22 protein-coding genes are annotated in these 23,511 nt (G+C 68.5%); 11 read left to right on the plus strand and 11 right to left on the minus strand.

Annotated elements, in window-relative coordinates:
• Positions 1 to 41: 41 nt before the first annotated feature.
• The 5 genes from rlmD to surE all read right to left on the minus strand — a co-directional run bounded on the left by rlmD (position 42) and on the right by surE (position 4,975).
• Positions 42 to 1,394: a 23S rRNA (uracil(1939)-C(5))-methyltransferase RlmD gene (gene rlmD / locus ASD35_RS21365; protein WP_056876949.1), complete on the minus strand. Its 1,353-nt coding sequence runs from the start codon at positions 1,392 to 1,394 to the stop codon at positions 42 to 44.
• Between the two features lie 33 nt (positions 1,395 to 1,427).
• Complete coding sequence (gene rpoS / locus ASD35_RS21370) at positions 1,428 to 2,438, minus strand: RNA polymerase sigma factor RpoS (RefSeq protein WP_082580330.1); 1,011 nt, start codon at positions 2,436 to 2,438, stop codon at positions 1,428 to 1,430.
• A gap of 42 nt (positions 2,439 to 2,480) precedes the next feature.
• Positions 2,481 to 3,368, minus strand: coding sequence for a peptidoglycan DD-metalloendopeptidase family protein (locus ASD35_RS21375; RefSeq protein ID WP_056876950.1), 888 nt, complete (start codon positions 3,366 to 3,368; stop codon positions 2,481 to 2,483).
• Between the two features lie 63 nt (positions 3,369 to 3,431).
• Positions 3,432 to 4,232 (minus strand): protein-L-isoaspartate(D-aspartate) O-methyltransferase, encoded by an 801-nt coding sequence (locus ASD35_RS21380; protein WP_056876951.1) that lies wholly within the window; start codon positions 4,230 to 4,232, stop codon positions 3,432 to 3,434.
• A complete protein-coding gene (gene surE / locus ASD35_RS21385) occupies positions 4,229 to 4,975 on the minus strand; it encodes a 5'/3'-nucleotidase SurE (protein WP_056876952.1) in 747 nt (248 codons plus the stop codon). Before surE ends, ASD35_RS21380 begins: the two co-directional genes overlap by 4 nt.
• A 91-nt stretch (positions 4,976 to 5,066) precedes the next feature.
• Here surE and ASD35_RS21390 point away from each other — a divergent pair, with 91 nt between their 5' ends.
• On the plus strand, positions 5,067 to 6,050 hold the full coding sequence (locus tag ASD35_RS21390) for an NADPH:quinone oxidoreductase family protein (RefSeq protein ID WP_056876953.1): 984 nt from the start codon (positions 5,067 to 5,069) through the stop codon (positions 6,048 to 6,050).
• Positions 6,051 to 6,146: 96 nt separating this feature from the next.
• A complete protein-coding gene (locus ASD35_RS21395) occupies positions 6,147 to 6,890 on the plus strand; it encodes a response regulator transcription factor (RefSeq protein WP_056876954.1) in 744 nt (247 codons plus the stop codon).
• Positions 6,891 to 6,926: 36 nt separating this feature from the next.
• Here ASD35_RS21395 and ASD35_RS21400 read toward each other — a convergent pair whose 3' ends face one another.
• The gene (locus ASD35_RS21400) at positions 6,927 to 7,628 is read right to left on the minus strand and encodes a long-chain N-acyl amino acid synthase (protein WP_157275693.1); all 702 of its coding nucleotides are present in this window, start codon (positions 7,626 to 7,628) and stop codon (positions 6,927 to 6,929) included.
• Between the two features lie 354 nt (positions 7,629 to 7,982).
• Positions 7,983 to 9,944 carry an acetate--CoA ligase gene (gene acs / locus ASD35_RS21405; protein ID WP_056876956.1) on the minus strand — a complete coding sequence of 654 codons (1,962 nt, stop codon included), beginning with the start codon at positions 9,942 to 9,944 and terminating at the stop codon, positions 7,983 to 7,985.
• Positions 9,945 to 10,062: 118 nt separating this feature from the next.
• Here acs and ASD35_RS21410 point away from each other — a divergent pair, with 118 nt between their 5' ends.
• Positions 10,063 to 10,647 carry a TIGR00645 family protein gene (locus tag ASD35_RS21410; RefSeq protein WP_056876957.1) on the plus strand — a complete coding sequence of 195 codons (585 nt, stop codon included), beginning with the start codon at positions 10,063 to 10,065 and terminating at the stop codon, positions 10,645 to 10,647.
• A gap of 13 nt (positions 10,648 to 10,660) precedes the next feature.
• Here ASD35_RS21410 and fumC read toward each other — a convergent pair whose 3' ends face one another.
• Positions 10,661 to 12,052 carry a class II fumarate hydratase gene (gene fumC / locus ASD35_RS21415; protein ID WP_056877467.1) on the minus strand — a complete coding sequence of 464 codons (1,392 nt, stop codon included), beginning with the start codon at positions 12,050 to 12,052 and terminating at the stop codon, positions 10,661 to 10,663.
• 111 nt (positions 12,053 to 12,163) lie between these two features.
• Between fumC and ASD35_RS21420 the strand changes: the two genes are divergently transcribed.
• Genes ASD35_RS21420 through ASD35_RS21435 form a run of 4 tightly spaced genes read left to right on the plus strand, consistent with a single transcriptional unit; the run spans position 12,164 to position 16,131 of the window.
• Complete coding sequence (locus ASD35_RS21420; protein ID WP_056876958.1) at positions 12,164 to 13,702, plus strand: fumarate hydratase; 1,539 nt, start codon at positions 12,164 to 12,166, stop codon at positions 13,700 to 13,702.
• Positions 13,703 to 13,739: 37 nt separating this feature from the next.
• On the plus strand, positions 13,740 to 14,198 hold the full coding sequence (locus ASD35_RS21425) for a GNAT family N-acetyltransferase (RefSeq protein ID WP_056876959.1): 459 nt from the start codon (positions 13,740 to 13,742) through the stop codon (positions 14,196 to 14,198).
• 53 nt (positions 14,199 to 14,251) lie between these two features.
• Entirely contained in the window at positions 14,252 to 15,109 is an 858-nt protein-coding gene (locus ASD35_RS21430) for a PHB depolymerase family esterase (RefSeq protein ID WP_056876960.1), read from the plus strand.
• An 8-nt stretch (positions 15,110 to 15,117) separates the two neighbouring features.
• Complete coding sequence (locus ASD35_RS21435) at positions 15,118 to 16,131, plus strand: NAD(P)-dependent alcohol dehydrogenase (RefSeq protein ID WP_056876961.1); 1,014 nt, start codon at positions 15,118 to 15,120, stop codon at positions 16,129 to 16,131.
• 4 nt (positions 16,132 to 16,135) lie between these two features.
• On the opposite strand, the gene ASD35_RS21440 is transcribed toward ASD35_RS21435, so the two are convergent.
• Together ASD35_RS21440 and ASD35_RS21445 are read right to left on the minus strand one after the other, a co-directional pair.
• Entirely contained in the window at positions 16,136 to 17,434 is a 1,299-nt protein-coding gene (locus ASD35_RS21440; protein WP_056876962.1) for a mechanosensitive ion channel family protein, read from the minus strand.
• A gap of 58 nt (positions 17,435 to 17,492) precedes the next feature.
• Positions 17,493 to 18,428, minus strand: coding sequence for a histone deacetylase family protein (locus ASD35_RS21445; protein WP_056876963.1), 936 nt, complete (start codon positions 18,426 to 18,428; stop codon positions 17,493 to 17,495).
• A 22-nt stretch (positions 18,429 to 18,450) separates the two neighbouring features.
• Here ASD35_RS21445 and ASD35_RS21450 point away from each other — a divergent pair, with 22 nt between their 5' ends.
• The gene (locus ASD35_RS21450) at positions 18,451 to 19,389 is read left to right on the plus strand and encodes a MoxR family ATPase (protein WP_056877468.1); all 939 of its coding nucleotides are present in this window, start codon (positions 18,451 to 18,453) and stop codon (positions 19,387 to 19,389) included.
• An 8-nt stretch (positions 19,390 to 19,397) separates the two neighbouring features.
• Here ASD35_RS21450 and ASD35_RS21455 read toward each other — a convergent pair whose 3' ends face one another.
• Positions 19,398 to 20,096 (minus strand): FadR/GntR family transcriptional regulator, encoded by a 699-nt coding sequence (locus tag ASD35_RS21455; RefSeq protein WP_056876964.1) that lies wholly within the window; start codon positions 20,094 to 20,096, stop codon positions 19,398 to 19,400.
• Positions 20,097 to 20,196: 100 nt separating this feature from the next.
• Here ASD35_RS21455 and ASD35_RS21460 point away from each other — a divergent pair, with 100 nt between their 5' ends.
• The 3 genes from ASD35_RS21460 to ASD35_RS21470 are packed head-to-tail and all read left to right on the plus strand — an operon-like array spanning position 20,197 to position 23,508.
• A complete protein-coding gene (locus ASD35_RS21460; RefSeq protein ID WP_235538414.1) occupies positions 20,197 to 20,985 on the plus strand; it encodes an SDR family oxidoreductase in 789 nt (262 codons plus the stop codon).
• 34 nt (positions 20,986 to 21,019) lie between these two features.
• The gene (locus ASD35_RS21465; RefSeq protein ID WP_056876965.1) at positions 21,020 to 22,540 is read left to right on the plus strand and encodes a sugar ABC transporter ATP-binding protein; all 1,521 of its coding nucleotides are present in this window, start codon (positions 21,020 to 21,022) and stop codon (positions 22,538 to 22,540) included.
• On the plus strand, positions 22,537 to 23,508 hold the full coding sequence (locus ASD35_RS21470; RefSeq protein WP_056876966.1) for an ABC transporter permease: 972 nt from the start codon (positions 22,537 to 22,539) through the stop codon (positions 23,506 to 23,508). The genes ASD35_RS21465 and ASD35_RS21470 overlap by 4 nt, the downstream gene beginning before the upstream one ends.
• Positions 23,509 to 23,511 lie beyond the last annotated feature (3 nt).

Raw genomic sequence — 23,511 nt, forward strand, 5'->3', positions numbered from 1 at the left:
GACCGGACGGGCGCAGCGCGTGGCCCGGTTGCGCAGGCCGCTCAGCGGTCGAAGACGGCGATGCTCTCGACGTGGGCCGTGTGCGGGAACATGTTGACGGCGCTCGCCGCCGTGCAGCGGTAGCCCGCCACGTTGACGAGCAGGCCCGCGTCGCGGGCCAGCGTCGCCGGATTGCAGCTGACGTAGACGATGCGTTTGGGCGGCGTCCAGCCCGGTGCGAGCGACGGGTCCTGGGCGATGTCGGCCACCGCCTTGGCCAGCGCGAAAGCGCCTTCGCGCGGCGGGTCGATGAGCCAGCGGTCCGCGACGCCATCGGCCGCCAGCAGCTCCGGTGTCATGTCGAACAAGTTGCGCGTGACGAAGCTCGTCTTGTGCGCCAGGCCATTGGCCGCCGCGTTCTCGCGCGAGCGCTGCACCAGCGTCTCGCTGCCCTCGACGCCCAGCACCTCGCGCGCCTGCGTCGCAAGCGGCAACGTGAAGTTGCCCAGGCCACAGAACCAGTCGATGACGCGCTCGCCCGGCTGGACCGCCAGCAAGCGCAGCGCGCGGCCGACAAGCGACGCGTTGATGTGCGGATTGACCTGCGTGAAGTCGGTCGGCTTGAACGGCATCGTCACGCCGAACTCGGGCAGCCGGTAGGCGAGCTGCGGGCCACCTTCGTCCAGCAGCCTGACGGTGTCGGGCCCCTTGGGCTGCAGCCACCACTGCACGCCGTGCTTCGCAGCAAACTCGCGCAGCAGCGCGAGGTCACCGTCCGGCAGCGGGTTCAGGTGGCGCAGCACCAACGCGATGACCTCGTCGCCCATGGCCAGTTCGATCTGCGGCAGCCGGTCGCGCTCGGCCATGCCCATGATGAGCGCGCGCATCGGCATCAGCAGGTCGCTGACCACCTTGGGCACGACCTTGCAGACCTGCATGTCGGCCACGTAGCGGCTCTTGCGCTCGTGAAAGCCGATCAGCACGACGCCCTTCTTCTGGACGTAGCGCACCGAGAAGCGCGCGCGGTACCGATAACCCCAGGTCGGGCCCTCGATGGGCCGCAGCATCACCTCGGGCTTGACCTTGCCGAGATGCCAGAGGTTGTCCTCGACAACGCGCTGCTTGACGGCCACTTGAGCGCCGGCATGCAGGTGTTGCATCTTGCAGCCGCCGCAGGCGCCGGCATGCAGGCCGAAATGCGGGCAGCCCGGCGTCACGCGCAGCGGGCTTTCCTTCTTGATGTCGGTGAGCTGGCCCTGCTCCCAGTTGTTCTTGCGGCGGGAGATCTGCGCCTTCACGATCTCGCCTGGCAAGGCACCGTCGATGAAAACCACCTTGCCCTCGGCGTTGTGCGCCACGCCCTGCGCCTCAAGTTCGATGCTCTCGACCTTGAGCCAATCCGTTGTCTGAGTCATAGGGCCGGGATTATCCCGGCAGGCCAGAGCCCGTCAGAAGATCGAGTCCCGATCCACGCCGTGCCGCATCATGTTGCGCTTCAACTTCGCCAGCGCCTCGATCTGGATCTGGCGGATGCGCTCACGCGTCAGCTTCAAGCGGATGGCCAGCACGTCCAGCGTCTCGGGCTCGCGATCCGACAGGCCGTAGCGACCGGCCAGCACCTCCCGCTCGCGATCGTTCAGGCTCGCCAGGCCATGCTGCAGCAGCAGCTCGACCTCATGCGACAGGCGCAGGCCCATCGGGTCGATGGCCTGGTCGTCGGCGACGAGGTCCAACATCGACTCGCCGCCCTCGCCGTTGCGGTCCACCGGCGAATCCAGCGAACTCGGCAGCTCGGCATAAGCCAGCAGCTCCGCCACCTCGTCGACCGGCCGACCCAGCGCCTGGGCGATGTCCTCGGCCCGCACGCGGCCCTCGGCGCCACTGGCGCTTTGCAGCGCCTCCAGCGCGCGACGCGCCTTCAGCACCTGGTTGAGCTCACGCACGATATGCACCGGCAGGCGCACGAGGCGGGCCTGGTGCATCAGCGCGCGCTCGATGCTTTGGCGGATCCACCAGCTCGAATAGGTCGAGAAGCGGAAGCCTCTCTCCGGCTCGAACTTGCTGATCGCGTGCATCAGGCCGAGGTTGCCTTCCTCGATGAGGTCGCTCATCGGCAACCCGCGGCCCAGATAGTTCTTGGCAATGCTGACGACCAAGCGCAGGTTGTGTTCGATCATGGCCTGGCGGGCGTCGAAATCGCCCGCGCGCGCGGCCTGTGCAGTGTCGAACTCCTGCTGCGGCGTCAGCAGCGGCGTGCGGCGGATGTCGCGCAGATAGGCCTGCAGCGCATTGCCCAGCTCCACCTCCCCGCCCGTGCTGCGCAGGACCTGGACGTCTTCATCGGGCGCCTCGGGGCCGGGCTCGGCATCCGCGCCGCCGCCATTCATGGCCGACAGCAGCACGCCCGGCTCGTGGGCCACGCCGTCATGGCCGTTGGTCTTGGGCGCAGCGCGTTTCATGGCGTGTGGCTGGCCCGTTAGGAGGATGTGCCGTGGGCGCTCTCAGCGCGACGGCAGCAGCTTGGCCGGGTCGACGGGTTTGCCGAGCTTGCGCACTTCGAAGTGCAGCTTCACGGTGTCGCTCTCGGTGGAACCCATCTCGGCAATCCTCTGACCTTTGCGTACGACTTGATCCTGCTCGACCAGCATCGCCCGGTTGTGGGCATACGCCGTCAGGTAGGTGTTGTTGTGCTTGATGATGACCAAGTTGCCGTAGCCGCGCAAGCCTGAACCTGCGTAAACAACGCGACCATCGGCGACAGCCAGCACCGGGTCGCCCGGCTTGCCGGCGAAGTCCAGGCCCTTGTTGCGCTGCTCGTCAAAACCCGCCGTGACGGGATGCGTCACGGGCCAACCCCAGGCGAGGTTGTCGTCGTCGGTCGTCGCTTCCTTCGGCGACTCCTTGGCCGGTGCCGCGGTTGGCGCAGGTTGCGATGCGGCGCTCGCCGAGGCACCCGGCGGCTTGGCCTCCAGCGGCCGGGTCTCCACCTTGGCCGCGCTCGCGATCGGCTTGGCCGTCACGGCGCTCGCATCAACGCCTGGCGGCAGGATGCGCAGCACCTGGCCGACCTCGATGCGGTTCGGGTTGTCGAGGTTGTTCCACTTGGCCACATCGCGCCAGGTCTGTCCGTTGTCCAGCGCAATGCGGATCAACGCGTCGCCGGGCTTGACGGTGTAGTAGCCGGGCTTGCCTGCGTTTTCGATGCCCGGCAGCGGCTTGGCCTCGGCCACCGCAGGCGCTGAAGACGCTGCGGCCGGCGCTGGCGCGGCAGATTTGGGCGGTTGGGGATTGCGATCCTCGACGGGGGCCTGATGCAGCGACGTGCCGCAGGCGCTGAGCAGCAGCGAGGTGGTGACGGTGACGAAAATTAGGCGCAAGCTAGTGGGCATCGTGTGGCTGATCCACGTTGAAAGGCCGCCCCGATTGTGTGGCGCGGTGCGCCTGCGGCCCCGTCAGACAACGCCAGATTTTAGGGGGACGAACAGCACGGCCTCGTGCTCGCTGCGCAGCCAGCGGCTGACGCCCCCGTCGATGACGTGATCGAGCACCACCAGCACCTGGCCGCGACTGCCTGCCGCGGTGGGCGCAACCAGCCGGCCGCCCGGCGCCAATTGCTCCGTCCAGGCGGGCGGAATGTCCTCGCCGCCCGCTGCGGCGATGATGCTGTCGAAAGGCCCGCTGGCGGCATGGCCGATGCGGCCGTCACCCCAGATCAGCCGCGGCGCGCGCGGCAGCACGATGCGCTGCAGATTCAGCTTGGCCTTGTCGTGCAGGCCCTGCAGGCGCTCGATCGACGTGAGATGCCGCGCCAGCATCGCGATGACCGCGGCCTGGTAGCCGCAGCCGGTGCCGATCTCCAGCACCCGCCCCAGCGAGCCACGCTGGCGCGCCCCGCTGCCCGCCATCAAGAGGCCCAACATGTGGGCCACGACGGAGGGCTTGGAGATGGTCTGGCCATGGCCGATGGGCAGGGCCGTGTCTTCATACGCCTGCGCTGCCAGCGCGCTGTCGACGAACTCGTGGCGGGGCACCGTGGCCATCGCGGCCAGCACACGCTCGTCGAACTTGCCCTCGGCGCGCAGCCGCCCCACCATGCGCTGGCGCACTGCCCCGCTGTCCAGGCCGGTGCCGCTGGGCCGCGCCAGCCGCGCCGCATCGACGGTGGCCTGGTGCAGATGGCGCTGCGGCATCAAAAGCTCGCGCTGCGGCGCGATGCCTGACTTCAGCGACGCCGGGAAGCGCTTGACGCTCATGGAAGCTGGAGTCGCTGGCGCCAGTCACCCAGGTGCGCGTGGTCGGTCAGGTCGACCTGCAGTGGTGTGATGGAGACCTGGCCGTTGGACGTCGCATGGAAATCCGTGCCTTCGCCGGCCTCGCGGGCGTCGCCGGCCGGGCCAATCCAGTAGATGGTCTCGCCACGCGGGTTGACCTGCTCGATGATGCCTTCGCTGGCATGGCGCCGGCCCAGGCGCGTGATGCGGCGCGGCAGCGTGTCGGCATCGGGCCGGTTGGGGATGTTGACGTTGAGCAGGAAGCCCTGGCCCAGGCCGCCGGCGATGACCTGCTCCACCAGGCTGCGGGCCAGGCGCGCCGCGGCCTCCAACTCGCCCCAGCCCTTTTCGGCCTGCGAGAAGGCGATGGACGGGATGCCGAACAGGTAGCCCTCGGTGGCGGCGGCGACGGTGCCCGAGTAGAGCGTGTCGTCGCCCATGTTGGCGCCGTTGTTGATGCCCGAGAGCACCAAGTCGGGCCGGTAGCCCAGCAGGCCCGTCAGGGCCAGGTGCACGCCATCGGACGGCGTGCCGCTGACGTAACGGAATCCGTTGGCGGCACGGTACACATTCAGCGGCCGGTTCAGCGTCAGTGAATTGGAGGTGCCGCTGGCGTTCTGCTCGGGGGCGATGACGTCGATCTCGCCCAAACCTTCGCAAGCTTTAACGAGGGCGGCGAGGCCCGGAGCGAGGTAGCCGTCGTCGTTGGAAATGAGGATGCGCATGGGTGTGGATTGTAGGGAGGGCGTCACCTGTGAGACCGGGTGTAACCCCCTTGATTCCTATCATGGCCGCTTCAATAACGAGGAGACGACGATGAAGGCATGGGTCTGCGAAAACCCGGTGGGGGTGGAAGCTTTGCAGTGGCGCGAGGAACCGGCGCCGGCCTTGGGCGCCGGTCAGATCCGCGTGCAGATCAAGGCGGCCAGCCTGAACTTCCCCGACCTGCTCATCGTGCAGAACAAGTACCAGATGAAGCCGCCTCTGCCGTTCGTGCCCGGCACGGAGTTCTCCGGCGTCGTCACCGAGGTCGCCGAGGGTGTGAACGGCTTTGCCGTCGGCCAGCGTGTCGCGGCCTTCGGCGGACTGGGTGGCTTCGCCACCGAGGTCTGTATCCCGGCCATGCTGGCCATGCCGCTTCCCGATGCATTCAGTTTCGAGGACGCCGCCGCGTTCATCTGCACGTACGCAACCAGCCATCACGCGCTGATGGACCGCGCTGCGCTGCAGGCCGGCGAGACGGTGCTCATCCTCGGTGCGGCAGGCGGTGTCGGCACGGCCGCCCTGCAGATCGCCAAGGCCGCTGGCGCCCGCGTCATCGCAGCCGCGGGCAGCGACGCCAAGTGCAACGCCTGCAAGTCCCTGGGTGCTGATGCCACCATCAACTACGCGACGCAGAACCTCCGCGACGAGTTGAAGACGCTCACACAGGGCAAGGGTCCGGACGTCGTCTACGACCCGGTCGGCGGCGACCTCGCCGAGGCCGCCTTCCGCTCCATCGCCTGGCGTGGTCGCTACCTGGTCATCGGCTTCGCACAAGGCGCCATTCCGGCGCTGCCGCTGAATCTGGCGTTATTGAAAGGCGCCTCGTTGGTCGGTGTGTTCTGGGGCGAATTCGCCAAGCGCGAGCCGGCCCGCAACGCCAAGATGCTGGGGCAGTTGGCCGGCTGGTATGCCGAGGGAAGGATCAAGCCGGTGCTGGATCGCGTGCTGCCCATGGAGGAATTGCCCGCAGCCTTCGCGCGCATGGCGGCACGCGAGGTGGTGGGCAAGGTAGTTCTTACCAACCGTGAAGCCTGAAACGGGGGCGTGCCCCCCCGCAGTCTCGTCCCGTTACGTCCAGGATGGTGCGCTACATTCGTCCGTCAAATCGACAGCCGCCGCGCCTCTCCCGCCATGACCGTCAAAGTCCTCATCATCGAAGACAACCCCGTTGCACGCAGCTTCCTTTGCCGCGTGGTGCGAGAGAGCTTCAGCGACGCGATGGAGATCACCGAGGTCGGCGATCTCGAGAACGCACGCCGCCAAGTTGGCAAGTTCGCGGGTGGCGCGCCGGAAAGCGGCTTCAAGCTCATCCTCGTCGACCTTGAACTGCCCGACGGCAACGGCATGGAGTTCCTCGCCGAACTCACCGGCTCCGCGGCCATCAAGATCGTCACGACGCTGTACTCCGACGACGACCACCTCTTCCCGGCGCTGCAGTGCGGCGCGGACGGCTATCTGCTCAAGGAAGACCGCTTCGAAGTGCTGGTGGAAGAACTCCAGCGCATCGTGCGCGGCCAGCCGCCGCTGTCGCCCGCCATTGCGCGTCGGCTGCTGTCGCACTTCCGCCCCGCGTCGAGTGACAGCGGCACCATGCCGCTGAATTCGGGCTTCGGCTCGCTGTCCTCCTCTCACGCGCCCTTCAGCAACAGCCGCGGCGTGGCGCTGGACCCGCCGCCCGAATGGGAGCGCCTGACGCCGCGCGAAAGCGAAGTGCTGACCTACCTGAGCAAGGGTTTCACGATCAAGGAGATCGCGAACCTGATGGGCATCAAGTGGTTCACGGTCAACGACCACATCAAGAGCATCTACAAGAAGCTCAACGTCAGCAGCCGCGCCGAAGCGGCCGTGCTGGCGTCCAAGCAGGGCCTGGTCTGATGAGCCGATGAAAGGCTGGAGCGCGCGAAATGACCCTCAGTTCGCGCGCCAGCCAGGCAGTTGGGCCAGCATCGTCGTCTCCGTCGCCTCGTCCCAGGCCAGCGGATAAAGGCTGCGCGCCGAGCCAAGTGACTCGGGCCGACCGCCCCACAGCGCGATCTGCTCGCGCACGGTGGCGAAATCGATGCTCATCAACACTGCGGGCGCCTTGACGCGCGGGTTGTGACGCGCGGCCGTGTGCGGCACCAGGCCGAGGCAGCGCCGGTAGAACGGCACGTGACGGGGATTGACCTCGATCACCAGGCGGTCGCACCCGGCGCGCCGGTGGGCGTGCAGGTAGCCGAGGTGAAAGATCTGGGCCAGCACGCGCCTGGGGTCGTGGGAATGCTTGTCGACGGCAAGGCCACCGAACTCGCAGAGCCTGACGCCATCGGCGCGCCAATCGGCCAGCTCCGCGGCGAACAGCAGGTCGGCATGCAGGCCCCCGCCGCCGTCGAAACGCACGGACAACGTGCCGACGATGTCGTCGCCATCGCGCGCCGTGCAGACGATGTCGCCGTCCTGATCGCGGCTGTTGTAGCGCTCGCGCGTGACACGCAGCCCACGGTCGGCGTAGCGGCGCTCGACGAGTTCGAGGGCGTCGCCCTCCAAACCACCGAAGCCGCTGTCCAGCGCCAACGACGGGCATGCAAAGGTGTTCAGCGACGGGTTGCGTCGTGTCTCAACGGTCGGGACCATGTCTGCCTCTTCAGCGCCCAGCGCGCGAGCCGCGAGTCTAGGGACGCATGCCCCGGCAGGCCCCCACTCTCACAGACCGATACACCCGGCACATGTCGTTCATGAGATTTCTCACGCGAACACGGGCGCAAGGCGGTGCGCCACGGCGGTTGCCATGCGAGGCCCGATCGCTCCTTCCCGGCGGCACCGCCCGCAGACATCCGCGCAAAAAAATGCCAGTCAGGGCTGAGCTGACTGGCATCGGGTCTCGGGCAGGCCTTGGCAGAGCGCCTGCCGTTACAGGCCTGACGCAATTGCCAAGGATCGCTCCGGCCTCCGGCTGCGCTGCACGCGGCCTGGAACAGCCGGTCCAGGCTAGTAAGCCTGGCCCAACTGTTCCAGGATGGCCGGGTTCTCCAAGGTCGACGTGTCCTGCGTCACCGACTCGCCCTTGGCGACCGAACGCAGCAGACGCCGCATGATCTTGCCCGAACGCGTCTTGGGGAGGTTGTCGCCGAAGCGGATGTCCTTGGGCTTGGCGATGGGGCCGATCTCCTTGGCCACGTGGTCGCGCAGCTGCTTGGCAATCGCCTTGGCCTCGTCGCCGCTGGGACGCGGGCGCTTGAGCACGACGAAGGCGCAGATGGCCTCGCCGGTGGTGTCGTCCGGGCGGCCCACGACCGCCGCCTCGGCCACCAGCTCGGTGCAGCTGACCAGCGCCGACTCGATCTCCATCGTGCCCATGCGGTGGCCCGACACGTTCAGCACGTCGTCGATGCGGCCGGTGATGGTGAAGTAGCCCGTCTCGGCGTCACGGATGGCACCGTCGCCGGCCAGGTAGTAACCCTTGAGCTCGGGCGGGTAGTAGCTCTTCTTGAAACGCTCCGGGTCGCCGTAGATCGTGCGGATCATCGAGGGCCACGGTTTCTTGACGACCAGGATGCCACCCTGGCCGTTGGGAACGTCGTTGCCGGTCTCGTCGACGATGGCCGCCGTGATGCCCGGGAAAGGCAGCGTGCAGGAGCCCGGCACCAGCGTCGTCACGCCCGGCAGCGGCGTGATCATGTGGCCGCCGGTCTCGGTCTGCCAGAACGTGTCGACGATCGGGCAGCGCTTGCCGCCCACATGCTCGTGGTACCACTCCCAGGCGGCCGGGTTGATGGGCTCGCCCACCGAGCCCAACAGGCGCAGGCTGCTCAGGTCGTAGCGCTTGGGGTGCACGGCCTCGTTGCTCTCGGCGGCCTTGATCAGCGAGCGGATCGCCGTCGGCGCCGTGTAGAAGATCGTGACCTTGTGCTTCTGGATCATCTGCCAGAAGCGACCGGCGTCCGGGTAGGTGGGCACGCCCTCGAAGACGATCTCCGTGCCGCCCAGTGCCAGCGGGCCGTAGGTGATGTAGGTGTGGCCGGTGACCCAGCCGATGTCGGCCGTGCACCAGAAGATGTCGTCGTCCTTCAGGTCGAAGGTCCACTTGGTCGTCAGCGCCGCGTGCAGCAGGTAGCCGCCGGTGCTGTGCTGCACGCCCTTGGGCTTGCCGGTGGAGCCGGAGGTGTAGAGCAGGAACAGCGGGTGCTCGGCCTCGACCCACTCGGGCGTGCAGCTCGTCGACTCGGCCGACATCAGGTCATGCAGCCACACATCGCGACCGTCCATCCAGCTGACGTTGCCGCCGGTGCGCTTGTAGACGATGACGTCCTTCAGCGTCGGGCAGGCGCCGCCTTCCAGCGCCTCGTCGACGATGGCCTTCAGCGCCAGTGCCTTGCCGCCGCGCATCTGCTCGTCGGCGCAGATCAGCGCGACCGCGCCGGCATCCTGCACGCGGTCGCGCAGGCTCTGGGCCGAGAAGCCGCCGAAGACGACAGAGTGCGTCGCGCCAATGCGGGCGCAGGCCTGCATCGCCACCACACCCTCGACCGACATGGGCATGTAGATGACGACGCGGTCGCCCTTCTGGATGCCGCGGCCCTTCAGCGCGTTGGCCAGCTGGCAGACCTTGGCCAGCAGCTCGGCATAGGTGACGCGGGTCACGGTGCCGTCGTCGGCCTCGAAGATCAGCGCCGTCTTGTCGCCCTTGCCGGCCTCCACATGGCGGTCCAGGCAGTTGTAGGAGACATTGAGCTTGCCGTCCTCGAACCACTTGAAGAAGGGTGCGTCGCTGTCATTCAGCGTCTTGGTGAACGGCGTCTGCCAGCTCAGCAGTTCGCGCGCCAGGCGGGCCCAATAGCCGGCGTAGTCCTTGTCGGCCTCGGCCACCAGTGCCGCGTAGCCGGCCTCCCCCTTCACGTGGGCATTGGCCACCCACTCGGGGCTGGGCGCGTAGGTGTTCAGCGTACTCATGGCTTGTCTCCTGATGTTGCTTGGCGCGGACTGTGCTTGGGACGACTGACGATGCCCTGACGCCGAGCAGTCACTCACGCCGCCTAGAATTTCCACCAATTCTGCTCGGTCTCCCTACATGCCCAACGATCCCCAGCTTCGCCCCCTGCCCCGCCTGATTTTTGCCAGCCGCTGGCTGCAGTTGCCGCTCTACCTGGGTTTGATCCTGGCGCAAGCCGTCTATGTCTTCCAGTTCTGGACCGAGCTGGTGCATTTGATCGAGGCGGCGTTCGGCGATCAGCATGCGCTGGAAATCCTGGTCAAGAGCATTGGCTACAAGGGCGAGGCCCTGGGCAAGCTCAACGAGACCATCCTGATGTTGGTCGTGCTCGGCCTGATCGACGTGGTGATGATCTCCAACCTGCTGATCATGGTCATCGTCGGCGGCTACGAGACCTTCGTGTCACGCATGGACCTGGACGGCCACCCCGACCAGCCCGAGTGGCTGAGCCACGTCAACGCCTCGGTGCTGAAGGTCAAGCTGGCCACGGCCATCATCGGCATCAGCTCCATCCACCTGCTGAAGACCTTCATCAATGCCGACAACTACAAGGAGCAGACGCTGATGTGGCAGACCATCATCCACGTCGCCTTCCTGCTGTCGGCGATGGCGATTGCCTACACGGACAAGCTGCTGGCCTCGGCCGATCACGGCAAGCACTAGGGCAGCGGCGCCCTCAGCGCCCGACCATCTGCCCCGGCACCACCCACGCATCGAACTGCTCGGCCGTCACATGGCCCAGCGCCAGCGCCGCCTCGCGCAGGCTGCTGCCGTCCTTGTGGGCCTTCTTGGCAATCTGCGCGGCCTTGTCATAGCCGATGTGGGGGTTCAGCGCCGTCACAAGCATCAGCGAGCGCTCCACAAGCTCGGCGATGCGCGCCTCGTTGGGCTCGATGCCCGCGGCGCAATGCCTGTTGAAGCTGGCCATGCCGTCCGCCAGCAGCCGCACGCTCTGCAAAAAGTTGTGCATGACCATGGGGCGGAACACGTTCAGCTCGAAGTTGCCCGACGCGCCGCCGATGTTGATGGCCACGTCGTTGCCCATGACCTGCGCGGCCAGCATCGTCACCGCCTCGCTCTGCGTTGGGTTGACCTTGCCCGGCATGATGGACGAGCCTGGCTCGTTCTCCGGGATGCTGATCTCGCCGATGCCACTGCGCGGGCCGCTGGCCAGCCAGCGCACGTCGTTGGCGATCTTGGTCAGGCTGGCGGCCAGCGTCTTCAGCGCGCCGTGGGCGTGCACGAGGGCGTCGCAGGACGCCATCGCCTCGAACTTGTTCGGTGCCGTCACGAACGGATGGCCCGTGAGCCGCGCCAGCTCGGCAGCGACAGCTTCGGCATAGCCCTTGGGGGCGTTCAGCCCCGTGCCCACCGCCGTGCCGCCCAGCGCCAGTTCGTACAGATGCGGCAGGGCGGCCAGCACGTGACGCTCGCCGTGCGCCAGCTGCGCGACCCAGCCGGAGATCTCCTGCCCCAGCGTCAGCGGCGTCGCGTCCTGCAGGTGCGTGCGGCCGATCTTGACGATGTCGTCATAGGCCTCGGCCTTTTGCTGCAGCGTCGTGCGCAAGGCCTGCAGCGGTGGCAGCAGGCGCTCCTGCAGCGCCTGCACCGCCGCCACGTGCATGGCGGTCGGGAAGACGTCGTTGCTGCTCTGGCTGCGGTTCACGTCGTCGTTGGGGTGCACCAGGCGCCCTTCCCCGCGTTCGCCACCCAGCAGCTCGCTGGCGCGGTTGGCCAGCACCTCGTTGACGTTCATGTTGGTCTGCGTGCCCGAGCCCGTCTGCCAGACCACGAGCGGGAACTCGTCCACATGCAGGCCGCTGATGACCTCGTCCGCCGCCGCCACGATGGCCTCGGTCTTCTTCGCGTCCTGCAGGCCCAGCGCCTGGTTGATGACCGCCGATGCCCGCTTGACCCGCGCCAGCGCGCGGATCAGTTCCGGCGCCTGGCGCTCGCCGGAGATGTCGAAGTTCTGCAGCGAGCGCTGCGTCTGCGCGCCCCATAGCCTGTCGGCCGGCACCTCGATGGGGCCGAAAGTGTCGCGCTCGATGCGGGTGCTGCTGCTCATGACGGTTCTCACGAAGGACGGGTTGGCTTTCAGCATAGCCAGCACGAGAACCCCGGCCATCCCTGAGCCCATCGATAATTCCGCCCGCCCGAATCCCGCCTGCTTCGCCACATGACCACCATCCGCCAGCAAGACCTCATCGACAGCGTTAGCGCCGCCCTGCAGTACATCTCGTACTACCACCCGGCCGACTACATCGCCCACCTGGCCCGCGCCTACGAGAGCGAGGCCTCGCCCGCGGCCAAGGACGCGATCGCCCAGATCCTCACCAACAGCCGCATGTGCGCGGAAGGCCGCCGGCCCATCTGCCAGGACACCGGCATCGTCAACGTCTTCCTGAAGATCGGCATGGACGTGCGCTGGGAGGGCTTTAGCGGCAGCATCGAGGACGCCATCAACGAAGGCGTGCGCCAGGGTTATCTCAACCCCGACAACAAGCTGCGCGCGTCCGTGCTGGACGACCCCATCTTTGCCCGCAAGAACACCAAGGACAACACACCCGCCGTCGTGCAGATGGAGGTGGTGCCCGGCAACACGGTGGACGTCATCGTCGCGGCCAAGGGCGGCGGCTCGGAGAACAAGAGCAAGGTCTACATGCTCAACCCCAGCGACGACATCGTCGACTGGGTGCTGAAGACCGTGCCGACCATGGGCGCCGGCTGGTGCCCGCCGGGCATGCTGGGCATCGGCGTCGGCGGCACGGCCGAGAAGGCCGCCCTGCTGGCCAAGCAAGCGCTGATGGAAGACATCGACATGTACGAGCTGCTGCAGCGCGGCCCGCAGAACAAGCTCGAAGAGCTGCGCATCGAGCTGTACGAGAAGGTCAACGCCTTGGGCATCGGCGCGCAGGGCCTGGGCGGCCTGACGACCGTGCTGGACGTGAAGATCAAGACCTTCCCGACCCACGCCGCCAGCAAGCCCATCGCGATGATCCCGAACTGCGCGGCCACGCGCCATGCGCACTTCGTGCTGGACGGCAGCGGCCCCAGCTACCTCGAGGCACCGAGCCTGGACCTGTGGCCCGATGTGCACTGGGCGCCCGACTACAACAAGAGCAAGCGCGTCGACCTCAATGCGCTGACACCGGCTGAAGTCGCGAGTTGGAAGCCCGGCGACACGCTGCTGCTGAACGGCAAGATGCTGACCGGCCGCGACGCCGCCCACAAGCGCATCCAGGACATGCTGGCCAAGGGCGAACAGTTGCCCGTGGACTTCACCAACCGCGTCATCTACTACGTCGGCCCGGTGGACCCGGTGCGCGACGAGGTCGTCGGCCCGGCCGGCCCCACCACCGCGACGCGCATGGACAAGTTCACCGACATGATGCTGGCCAAGACCGGCCTGATCGCCATGGTGGGCAAGGCCGAGCGCGGCCCGGTCGCCATCGAATCGATCAAGAACCACAAGAGCGCCTACCTGATGGCCGTGGGCGGTTCCGCCTATCTCGTCAGCAAGGCCATCAAGGGCGCCAAGGTCGTCGGCTTCGAGGACCTGGGCATGGAAGCCATCTACGAGTTCGACGTCGTCGACATGCCCGTCACCGTGGCGGTCGATGCCAACGGCACCAGCGCCCACATCACCGGCCCGGCCGAGTGGAAGCAGCGGATCGCCTCGGGCAAGGCCGTCAGCATCCCCGTCGCCACCGCCTGAGCCCCGCACAATCGGGTGGTCATCACGACCACCCGACATGATCCAAGTCCGCCCTCTCCAAACCAACGACCGCGCCGCCTGGCAGCCGCTCTGGGACGGCTACAACGCCTTCTACGGCCGCGCAGGTGAGACCGCGCTGCCGGCCGCCATCACCGACATGACGTGGGCGCGCTTCTTCGACGCCTACGAGCCGCTTCACGCGCTCGTCGCGGTCGGTGACGACGGCCGGTTGCTGGGCCTGGTGCACTTCCTCTTCCACCGCAGCACGACGCGCATCGAGCCGACCTGCTACCTGCAGGACCTGTTCACGACACCCGAATCGCGCGGCCGCGGCGTGGGGCGCGCGCTGATCGAGGCCGTCTACGCGGCCGTGCGCCAGGCCGGCGGCCGGCGCGTCTACTGGCAGACGCACACCACCAACGCCACCGCCCGCGCGCTGTACGACAAGCTGGCGCGCCACGACGGCTTCATCATCTACGGCCACGACGTCGCCTGACGCCGGCCCACGAACGACCGGCGGTAAGCTGCCGCGCTTCGGAGGGACTCCACGTGCGCCCGTTTGCTGTCATCGCCGTCCTGTTCGCGCTGTGCGCGCTGGCGCCACAGGCAAGAGCTGAAACACCGCCCACCGCCTGCACGCTCGCACCGGTGCCCGGCGAGACGCGCGAGCTGACCTCGGGCGGCCGAACGCGCAGCTATCGACTCTTCGTACCGGCCGCCGTCGCGGGCCGGGCGCAATTACCGCTGGTGCTGGACCTGCACGGCTCGGGCGGCAATGCCGCGGGTCAGGCCAAGACCAGCGGCATGGAGGCGCTGGCGGCACGCGAGGGCTTCGCGGTCGCCTCGCTGCAGGCCGAGGACGCGCGCTGGAACGTCCCGGTCACGAACGGCCGCGCCGACGACGTGCAGTACGTGTCCGACGTCATCGACCACGTCGCCGCGCGCACCTGCATCGACCCGGCTCGCGTCCATGCCACCGGCTTCTCGGGCGGTGGTCGCATGTCATCGCTGCTCGGCTGCCGGCTGAACCACCGCATCGCGTCGATCGCGCCCGTGGGCGGGTTGCGCTGGACGGGGCCCTGCCCCGGCCGCGCGGTGCCGGTGCTCACCGTGCATGGCCTGGCGGACACGACCAACCCGTACGAAGGCCACGGCGACCGCGGTGCCGAATGGGTGGAGAGCGTGCCCGAGGCCCTGGCCGGCTGGGCATCACACAACCGCTGCGAGCCCAAGCTGATGCAGCAAGACCCACCGTGGCCGGCACACATCGTCCGCTATGCGGGCTGCGCCAGCGGCGCCGAGGTGCGGCTGCTGCGCATCGACGGCATGGGCCACGTCTGGCCCCGCGCCGAGATCGACGCGACCCACGAGATCTGGCAATTTTTCAAGACCCATCCGCTTCAGTAGGACCCCTCATGCCCAACATCCGCGCCTACGCTGCCCACACCGCCGGCGGCCCGTTGCAGCCGTTCGAATTCGACCCCGGCCCGCTGGGCGACGAGGACGTCGAGATCACCGTCGAGCACTGCGGCATCTGCCACTCCGACCTGGCCATGATCGACAGCGAGTGGTTCCCGGCCAGCTATCCCGTCGTCCCCGGCCACGAGGTCGTCGGCCGCATCACGGCCCTTGGCCCACATGCCAAGGGCCGGCAGATCGGCCAGCGCGTCGGCGTGGGCTGGCACAGCGGCAGCTGCACGCATTGCAACTTCTGCCTCGGCGGTGAGCAGCACCTGTGCGGCCAACGCCAGCCGACGCTGATCGGCCGCCACGGCGGCTTCGCCGACCGCCTGCGTGCCCACTGGAGCTGGGCCATCCCGCTGCCCGACGCGCTCGACCCCGCCGCCGCCGGCCCGCTGATGTGCGGCGGCGGCACGGTGTTCCTGCCCTTCGTGCTGCACGCCATCAAGCCGACGGATCGCGTCGGCGTCGTCGGCATCGGCGGCCTGGGTCACATCGCCGTCAAGTTCGCGCGCGCCTGGGGCTGCGAGGTGACGGCCTTCACGTCGTCGCCCTCCAAGCGCGACGAAGCGCTGGCACTCGGCGCCCACAGGACGCTGTCCAGCGTCGACAAGGCCGAGCTGAAGGCCGCAGCGGGCAGCCTGGACTTCCTGCTCATCACCGTTGGCGCCGCATTGAACTGGGACGCGCTGATCGGCACGTTGGCACCCAAGGGCCGCATGCATCTGGTGGGCGTCGTGACCGATGCACTGAGCGTCAAGAGCGGCGGCCTGCTGAGCTGGCAGAAGGGCCTGTCCGCCTCGCCCACGCCGCCGCCGTCGGTGCTGGCGACGATGCTGCAGTTCTCGGCGCGGCACCAGATCCTGCCGCAGGTGGAACGCTTCCCGATGAGCCGCGTCAACGACGCGCTGGACCACCTGCGCAGCGGCAAGGCACGTTACCGGGTCGTGCTGGACGCCGACTTCTGAGCGATCACGGCGCCAGCGGGCTCCCCGACGCGGCCTGTGTCGACCTCGGCTGGCGCTGCACCTGCTGCGGATAGGGAATATCGACCCCCAGCCGCTTGAGCGTCTGCAAGATCGCCAGGTTCACGTCGGAGCGCACGCCGCCGCTGCCGTTCTCGGGGTCCATGATCCAGAAGTGCACGGTCAGCTCCAGCCCGCTGTCGGCGAAGCGGGTCAGCTGCACCGCAGGGCCGGGGTCGCTCAACACGCGCGGCACCTTGGCGAGCGCCTCCGTCAGCGTCTTCATGACGACGTCCACGTCGCAGTCGTAATCCACCTGCACGATGGTGGACAGCAGCACGCGCGGGTCGGCCAGCGACGAGTTCTCGACGCGCTGGGTGATCAGCATCTCGTTGGGCACGATGGCTTCCTTGCCGCCCAGCGAGCGGATCACCGTGTAGCGCGTCTTGATGTCGGTCACGCGGCCCTCGAAACCGTCGACCTTCACCATGTCGCCGATGCGCAGGCTCCGCTCGGCCAGGATGACGAAGCCGCTGACGTAGTTGGCCGCCAGCTTCTGCAGGCCGAAGCCCAGGCCCACGCCCAGCGCACCGCCCAGCACGCCGAGCGCCGTCAGGTCGATGCCGGCCGCGGACAGCGCGAACAGCAGGCCCACGAAAAGCAGCAGCGCGCGGATGGCGCTGGCCGCGATCTTGCGCATGGACAGGTCCATCGACTCCCGCCGCAGCAGCCGCGACTCGATGGCAGCCGAGATCCACAGGGCCACCACCAGCACCAGCGCCGCCGTCAGGCCACCCTCGATGAGGTTTCGCAACGTCAGCTTGACGGTGCCGAACTTCCAGCCGATGTCGTCCAGCTCATCCAGGATGACGGGCAGCAGGCCGGTGATCCACAGCACCGCGCCCAGCCAGACGGCCCAGGAGCCGATGCGCTCGACCAGCCGTATCGGTGCGGAGTTGGGCCACGCGGCGGCCAGCACCCGCGCGATGACGCGGATGACAGCCAACGACACCAGCACCGGCAGCGCCAGCTTGAACAGCGCCGGCGCCAGCCCCCACAGCGGAAGCAGCCGGCGCACACCGAATGCCAGCGCCAGCGCCAGCAACGGGAAGAGCGCGCCGTCCAGCACGCGCTCGCCGAACAGCACGCTGTTCCCGCGGCGGGTGACGGCCCGCGACAGCGCCCAGCTCAGCAGGGCCGCCAGCGCCAGGCAGCCCAGCAGCAGGCCCCATTCGGCCAGCGCGTCCATGCTGAAGACACGGCCGAGCAAGGCCCGCAGTTCGTTCAGGCTCAAAGGTTGATGCATCGGATTCATAAGAGACACGGGCCGCGGCGGGCCGGCGGCCGCGGGCAGGCAACGAGGTTCAAAGGTCGGCCAGCACGCGCAGGTGCACGCCCACGCTGCGCGCCAGCGCGTGCAGGTTGTAGCCGCCCTCCAGCACCGACACGATGCGGCCCTGGGCGTGACGGTCGGCCACGTCCTTGATCTTGAGCGTCAGCCACTCGTAGTCGGCCTCGACCAGGCCGAGCTGGCCCAGGTCGTCGTCGCGGTGGGCGTCGAAGCCGGCCGAGATGAAGATCATCTGCGGCTTGAAGCGCTCCAGCGCCGGCAGCCACATGGCCTCGACGATCTCGCGCACCTCGGCGCCACGCGTGTAGGCCGGCAGCGGCACGTTGACCATGTTGGTCCCCTTCGGGACCGCACCGCTGTACGGATAGAGCGGATGCTGGAACAGGCTGACCATCAGCACGCGGTCGTCGCCGGCAATGATGTCCTCGGTGCCGTTGCCGTGGTGCACGTCGAAGTCGACGATGGCCACGCGCTTGAGGCCGCGGCGGTCCAGCGCATGGCGGGCTGCGATGGCCACATTGTTGAAGAAGCAAAAGCCCATGCTCTGGTCGCGCGTCGCGTGGTGGCCGGGCGGGCGAACTGAGCAGAAGGCGTTGTCGGCGCGGCCGTCGATGACGAGGTCCGTCGCCTGCACCGCCGCGCCCGCGGCATGCAGCGCGGCCCGCCAGGTGTGGGCGTTGGCTAGCGTGTCGGGGTCGACGGCGCGCCGCTCGCCCTTGGCCTCGCAGTCGCGCAACAGGGCACCGATCTCCGCGACATAGCCGTGCGTGTGGGCAAGCTCCACGTCCTTCAGGTCGACCGCCGCGGCGTCAACGTATTCCAGCGCGGGCGCGACGCCCGAGGCGATCAGCCAGTCATCGATGGCCGCCAGGCGGTCGGGGCACTCGGGGTGGCCTTCGCCCATGTCATGGCGGCGGCACTCGGGGGGATTGAAGTAGGCGGTGGGCATGTCTCTTGATATGGTCGCGCCCATGACGACAACGCAATCACGAACGCTCGCGGGGCAACTGCAGTCCCTGCAAAACCAGATTAGCACGGTCATCAAGGGCAAGCCGGCGCAGATCGCCGATTCGCTGGCCTGCCTGATCGCGGGCGGCCACCTGCTCATCGAAGACCTGCCCGGCGTCGGCAAGACCACGCTGGCGCATGCGCTGGCCATCTCGCTGGGCCTGAAGTTCTCGCGCCTGCAGTTCACGGCCGACCTGCTGCCCAGCGACCTGCTCGGCGTGTCCGTCTATGAGCGCGAGAAGAACGGCTTCGCCTTCCACCCCGGCCCGGTGTTCGCGCAGGTGCTGCTGGCCGATGAGATCAACCGCGCCGGCCCCAAGACGCAGAGCGCGCTGCTGGAGGCGATGGAGGAGCACCAGGTCAGCATCGAGGGCATCAGCCACCCGCTGCCTGCGCCCTTCTTCGTCATCGCGACGCAGAACCCCAGCGAGCAATTGGGCACCTTCCCGCTGCCGGAGTCGCAGCTGGACCGCTTCCTGATGTGCATCTCGCTGGGCTACCCCGACGCCGCCGCCGAGCGCGAACTGCTGACCGGCCAGGACAGCCGCGAGCAACTGCGCGTGCTGAAGGCGGTCATGACGCCGGCAGAACTGCTGGAGGCCCAGGCCGCCGTGAAGGCCATCCACGCCGCGCCGCCGCTGCTGGACTACCTGCAGGCCCTCATCGCCGCAACGCGCTCGGGGCAGTGGTTCGTCGAAGGCCTGTCACCGCGCGCCGGCTTGGCAGTGCTGCGCGCCGGCCGTGCGCGGGCCCTGCTGCAGGGGCGCGACTACGTCTCGCCCGACGACATCCAGGCCATCCTGCCGCAGACCATCGCCCACCGCCTGCAGCCCCGTGCCGGCGCGGGCCGCGGTGCGCGCGAGCAGGTGCGGGCCATGATCGAGGCCATACCGCTGCCCTGAGCCCCTGCTCAGCTGGCGAGCGCGTCGCCCGCCCAGCGCTCCTGCGCATTCAGCAGGTGCGAGCGCATCGCCGTCTCGGCAGCCAGCGTGTCGTGCGCCTCCAGAGCCTGGAGGATGCGCTCGTGCTCACGCAGCGCCTCGTGCCAGTTCTGGTGCGTGTCGGCGAAGGCGCTGAGCTGCAGCGACATCGGGCTGTAGCGGCCGTTGAAAAGCTCGCCCACCAGCCGCTCCAGCACCGAGTTGCCGGCCATGGCCGCCACGGCGAGGTGGAAGCGCCGGTCAGCATCCAGCCCGGGCCGGCCGGCGGCCATCGCGTCGCGCATCGCGTTGAGCGCCTCGCGCACCGCTGCCAGCCCCGCAGGCGTGGCGCGCGCGCAGGCCTGGGTGACGAGCCCGCCCTCCACGACGATGCGGGCCCGCATCAGCTCCAGCGGGCTTTCGCCCAGGCCGGCCGTCGCCGCCGCGTCCCCCGTGCCGCGCACGAAAATGCCCGCGCCCATGCGGACCTCCACGCAGCCAGCGATCTCCAGCGCGATCAACGCCTCGCGCACCGACGGCCGCGACACGCCGAGTTGATGGGCCAGCTCGCGCTCCGGCGGCAGCCGGCTGCCGATGTCGAAGCTGCCATTGCGGATCAATTCGCGCAGCTGATCGGCAATCTGGTGATAAAGGCGCCGGCTGTCAGCGGGTTTCAGGTGTTCGAGCATGCTTTCATTCTGGCGGCACTGGCCTTACCAATAACTAGAATCAGCCCCGATGGGGTTTACCCGGTAAGGCCAATTCGGCTGGTCATCTTAGACTTGCCCCGTGACAACGCTGACACCCCCCTCCTCTGCCGGCCTCACCGGCAAAACCATCCTGCTCACCGCCGCAGCGCAAGGCATAGGCCGGGCCAGCGCCCTCGCCTGCCTGGCCGCCGGTGCCGACGTCATCGCCACCGACGTGCAGGCCGAAGGCCTGCAAACGCTGGTGACCGAAGCCGGCGCTGGCGCCCGGCTGCGCACCGCGCTGCTGGACGTGCGCGACACCGCGGCCGTCAACGCGCTGGCTGCCGAGCTGCCGCCGCTGCACGGCCTCTTCAACTGCGCCGGCTTCGTGCACCACGGCAGCGTGCTGGACTGCGACGAGGCGGCCTGGGACTTCAGCATGGACCTCAACGTGAAGAGCATGCTGCGCACGCTGCGCGCCTTCCTGCCCGGCATGCTGGCCGAAAGCCAACGCACTGGCGCTGGCGCCGCGGTGCTGAACATGGCGTCGATGGCGTCGTCGATCAAGGGCTTTCCGAACCGATTCGCCTACTGCACCACCAAGGCCGCCGTCATCGGCCTGACCAAGGCGGTCGCGGCCGACTTCGTCAAGCAGGGCCTGCGCTGCAATGCGCTGTGCCCCGGCACGGTGGACACGCCCTCGCTGCGCGGGCGCATCGCCGCCGCGGCCGACCCGGTGCAGGCCGAGAAGGACTTCATCGCCCGCCAGCCCATGGGGCGGCTCGCCACCGTGGACGACATCGCACCGCTGGTCGTCTTCCTGCTCAGCGATGCCTCGCGCTTCATCACCGGCCAGGCGGTCTGCGTCGATGGCGGCGTGACGATCTGACGGCGCGAACCGACAAGCAGCCGCACCCGGCCCCATGAACCTGCTCGAAGCCCGCGGCCTGGGCAAGGCTTTCGGCGGCGTGACCGTGCTGCAAGGCATCGACTTCGACCTGCAGGCCGGCGAGGTGCATGCGCTGATGGGCGAGAACGGCGCCGGCAAGTCCACGCTGATGAAGATCCTGGCCGGCGTGCACGCGGCCGACACCGGCGAGATCCTGCTCGACGGCAAACCCGTGCGCCTGAGCAGCCCGCGCGAGGCGCAGGACCTTGGCATTGCGCTCATCCACCAGGAGCTGCAGCTGATGCCGGACCTCAGCGCGGCGGCCAATGTGTTCATCGGCCGCGAGCGCCGGCGCACCGGCTGGCGGCTGGACCACACCCGCCAGCTCGCCGACACACAGGTGATCTTCGAGCGCCTGGGCCTGTCGCTGGACCCGCGCCGCGCCGTCGGCACCCTGAGCGTGGCCCAGCAACAGATGGTGGAGATCGCCAAGGCGCTGTCGCTGAAGGCCCGCGTCCTCATCATGGACGAGCCGACCGCGGCGCTGAACCCCGAAGAGGTCGAAGAGCTGTTCCGCGTGGTGCGCCAGGTGCGCGCCGAGGGCGTGGGCATCGTCTACATCTCGCACAAGATGGACGAGCTGCGCCGCATCGCCGACCGCGTCACCGTGCTGCGCGACGGCCGGCTCATCGCCACGCAGGACATGGCCGGCGCAGAGATGGACGAGCTGATCCGCCTGATGGTGGGCCGCGAGCTGCAGCAGACCGCACACGCCGCGCCCGACCTGAGCGCCGCGCCCGTGGTGCTGGAGGCCCGGCGCTTGAGCCGCGGCCGCGCCGTGCGGGAGGCGTCCTTCACGCTGCGCCGTGGCGAGATCCTGGGCCTGGCGGGGCTGATGGGCGCCGGCCGTACGGAGCTGGCCCGACTCGTCTTCGGTGCCGACCGGCGCGACGGCGGCGACCGGCGCGACGGCGGCGACGTGCTCGTCAACGGCAAGCCCGCCGACATCCGCAGCCCCGCCGATGCGGTGCGGCACGGCATCGCCTACCTGTCCGAAGACCGCAAGGGCCTGGGCCTGGCGACGGGGCTGGACGTGGAGGCCAACCTGCTGATGCCCAGCCTGGCCCGCTTCACCGGCGCGTTAGGCCATATCGACCGCCGTGCCGGCCAGAGCGCAGCGCAGGCCTTCGTCCAGCGCCTGGGCATCAAGACGCCGTCGCTGGGCCAGACGGTGGCGCGCCTGTCCGGTGGCAACCAGCAGAAGATCGCGCTGGCCAAATGGCTGCTGCGCGACTGCGACATCCTCATCGTCGACGAGCCCACGCGCGGCATCGATGTCGGCGCCAAGGCCGAGATCCATCGCCTACTGCGCGAGCTGGCCGCCGCCGGCAAGGCGCTCATCGTCATTTCCTCCGAGCTGCCCGAGCTGCTCGGCCTGGCCCACCGCATCCTCGTCATGTGCGAGGGCCGCATCAGCGGTGAACTGAGCGCTGCAGAGGCCACGCAGGAAGCGTTGATGGCCCTGGCCACGCGCCGCGAGACCGAACCCGCATGACAACCCTCCCCTTCTCTCCCGCCGCACTGCAAAGGCTGCTCGCCTTCGCCGGCCTCGTCGCGCTGATGGTCGTGTTCAGCCTCATGTCGGACAACTTCCTGCAGACCGACAACCTCGTCAGCATCCTGCAGGCCACGGCCGTTAACGGCGTGCTCGCCATCGCCTGCACGCTGGTCATCGTCAGTGGCGGCATCGACCTGTCGGTGGGCTGCCTGATGACCTTCTGCGCCGTCGTCACCGGCGTGGTGCTGACGAACTGGGGCATGCCTTTGCCGCTGGGCATCCTCGCGGCGATTGCCTGCGGTGCGGCCTGCGGCGGGCTGTCCGGCTGGCTCGTCGCGCAGTTGCGCGTGCCGCCCTTCATCGCCACGCTGGGCATGATGATGCTGCTCAAGGGCCTGGCCCTCGTCATCTCGGGCAGCAAGCCGATCTACTTCCTGGACACGCCGGGCTTCGAAGCCATCGCGCAGGACTCGCTGCTCGCCAACGTGCTGCCCGCCCTGCCCATTCCGAACTCGGTGCTCATCCTCTTCGCCGTTGCCATAGTCGCAAGCTGGCTTTTGAGCCAGACGCTGTTCGGCCGCTATGCCTTCGCGCTCGGCAGCAACGAGGAAGCCGCGCGGCTGTCGGGCCTGCAGGTGAAGCGCTGGAAGGTGGCGGTGTACGCCGTGGGCGGTGCCATCTGCGGCATCGCAGGCCTGCTGATCGCGTCGCGGCTGAACTCCGCGCAGCCGGCGCTGGGCCAGGGCTACGAGCTGGACGCCATCGCCGCCGTCGTCATCGGCGGCACTTCGTTGGTCGGCGGCCGTGGATCCGTCCTGGGCACGCTGATCGGTGCCTTCATCATGAGCGTGCTGGCCAACGGCCTGCGCATCCTCAACGTGACGCAGGAGTGGCAGACGGCGGTGACGGGTGTGATCATCGTCCTGGCCGTCTATGTCGACATCCTGCGGCGCGGAAAGGACTGAACC

This window comes from Pelomonas sp. Root1444, assembly GCF_001426885.1.
Classification (GTDB): domain Bacteria; phylum Pseudomonadota; class Gammaproteobacteria; order Burkholderiales; family Burkholderiaceae_C; genus Pelomonas.

Bases quoted from the DNA above. Each gene is read 5' to 3' on its own strand.
- rlmD (WP_056876949.1), bottom strand. From the start codon at position 1,394: ATGACTCAGACAACGGATTGGCTCAAGGTCGAGAGCATCGAACTTGAG.
- rpoS (WP_082580330.1), bottom strand. From the start codon at position 2,438: ATGAAACGCGCTGCGCCCAAGACCAACGGCCATGACGGCGTGGCCCAC.
- ASD35_RS21375 (WP_056876950.1), bottom strand. From the start codon at position 3,368: ATGCCCACTAGCTTGCGCCTAATTTTCGTCACCGTCACCACCTCGCTG.
- ASD35_RS21380 (WP_056876951.1), bottom strand. From the start codon at position 4,232: ATGAGCGTCAAGCGCTTCCCGGCGTCGCTGAAGTCAGGCATCGCGCCG.
- surE (WP_056876952.1), bottom strand. From the start codon at position 4,975: ATGCGCATCCTCATTTCCAACGACGACGGCTACCTCGCTCCGGGCCTC.
- ASD35_RS21390 (WP_056876953.1), top strand. From the start codon at position 5,067: ATGAAGGCATGGGTCTGCGAAAACCCGGTGGGGGTGGAAGCTTTGCAG.
- ASD35_RS21395 (WP_056876954.1), top strand. From the start codon at position 6,147: ATGACCGTCAAAGTCCTCATCATCGAAGACAACCCCGTTGCACGCAGC.
- ASD35_RS21400 (WP_157275693.1), bottom strand. From the start codon at position 7,628: ATGGTCCCGACCGTTGAGACACGACGCAACCCGTCGCTGAACACCTTT.
- acs (WP_056876956.1), bottom strand. From the start codon at position 9,944: ATGAGTACGCTGAACACCTACGCGCCCAGCCCCGAGTGGGTGGCCAAT.
- ASD35_RS21410 (WP_056876957.1), top strand. From the start codon at position 10,063: ATGCCCAACGATCCCCAGCTTCGCCCCCTGCCCCGCCTGATTTTTGCC.
- fumC (WP_056877467.1), bottom strand. From the start codon at position 12,052: ATGAGCAGCAGCACCCGCATCGAGCGCGACACTTTCGGCCCCATCGAG.
- ASD35_RS21420 (WP_056876958.1), top strand. From the start codon at position 12,164: ATGACCACCATCCGCCAGCAAGACCTCATCGACAGCGTTAGCGCCGCC.
- ASD35_RS21425 (WP_056876959.1), top strand. From the start codon at position 13,740: ATGATCCAAGTCCGCCCTCTCCAAACCAACGACCGCGCCGCCTGGCAG.
- ASD35_RS21435 (WP_056876961.1), top strand. From the start codon at position 15,118: ATGCCCAACATCCGCGCCTACGCTGCCCACACCGCCGGCGGCCCGTTG.
- ASD35_RS21440 (WP_056876962.1), bottom strand. From the start codon at position 17,434: ATGCATCAACCTTTGAGCCTGAACGAACTGCGGGCCTTGCTCGGCCGT.
- ASD35_RS21445 (WP_056876963.1), bottom strand. From the start codon at position 18,428: ATGCCCACCGCCTACTTCAATCCCCCCGAGTGCCGCCGCCATGACATG.
- ASD35_RS21450 (WP_056877468.1), top strand. From the start codon at position 18,451: ATGACGACAACGCAATCACGAACGCTCGCGGGGCAACTGCAGTCCCTG.
- ASD35_RS21455 (WP_056876964.1), bottom strand. From the start codon at position 20,096: ATGCTCGAACACCTGAAACCCGCTGACAGCCGGCGCCTTTATCACCAG.
- ASD35_RS21465 (WP_056876965.1), top strand. From the start codon at position 21,020: ATGAACCTGCTCGAAGCCCGCGGCCTGGGCAAGGCTTTCGGCGGCGTG.
- ASD35_RS21470 (WP_056876966.1), top strand. From the start codon at position 22,537: ATGACAACCCTCCCCTTCTCTCCCGCCGCACTGCAAAGGCTGCTCGCC.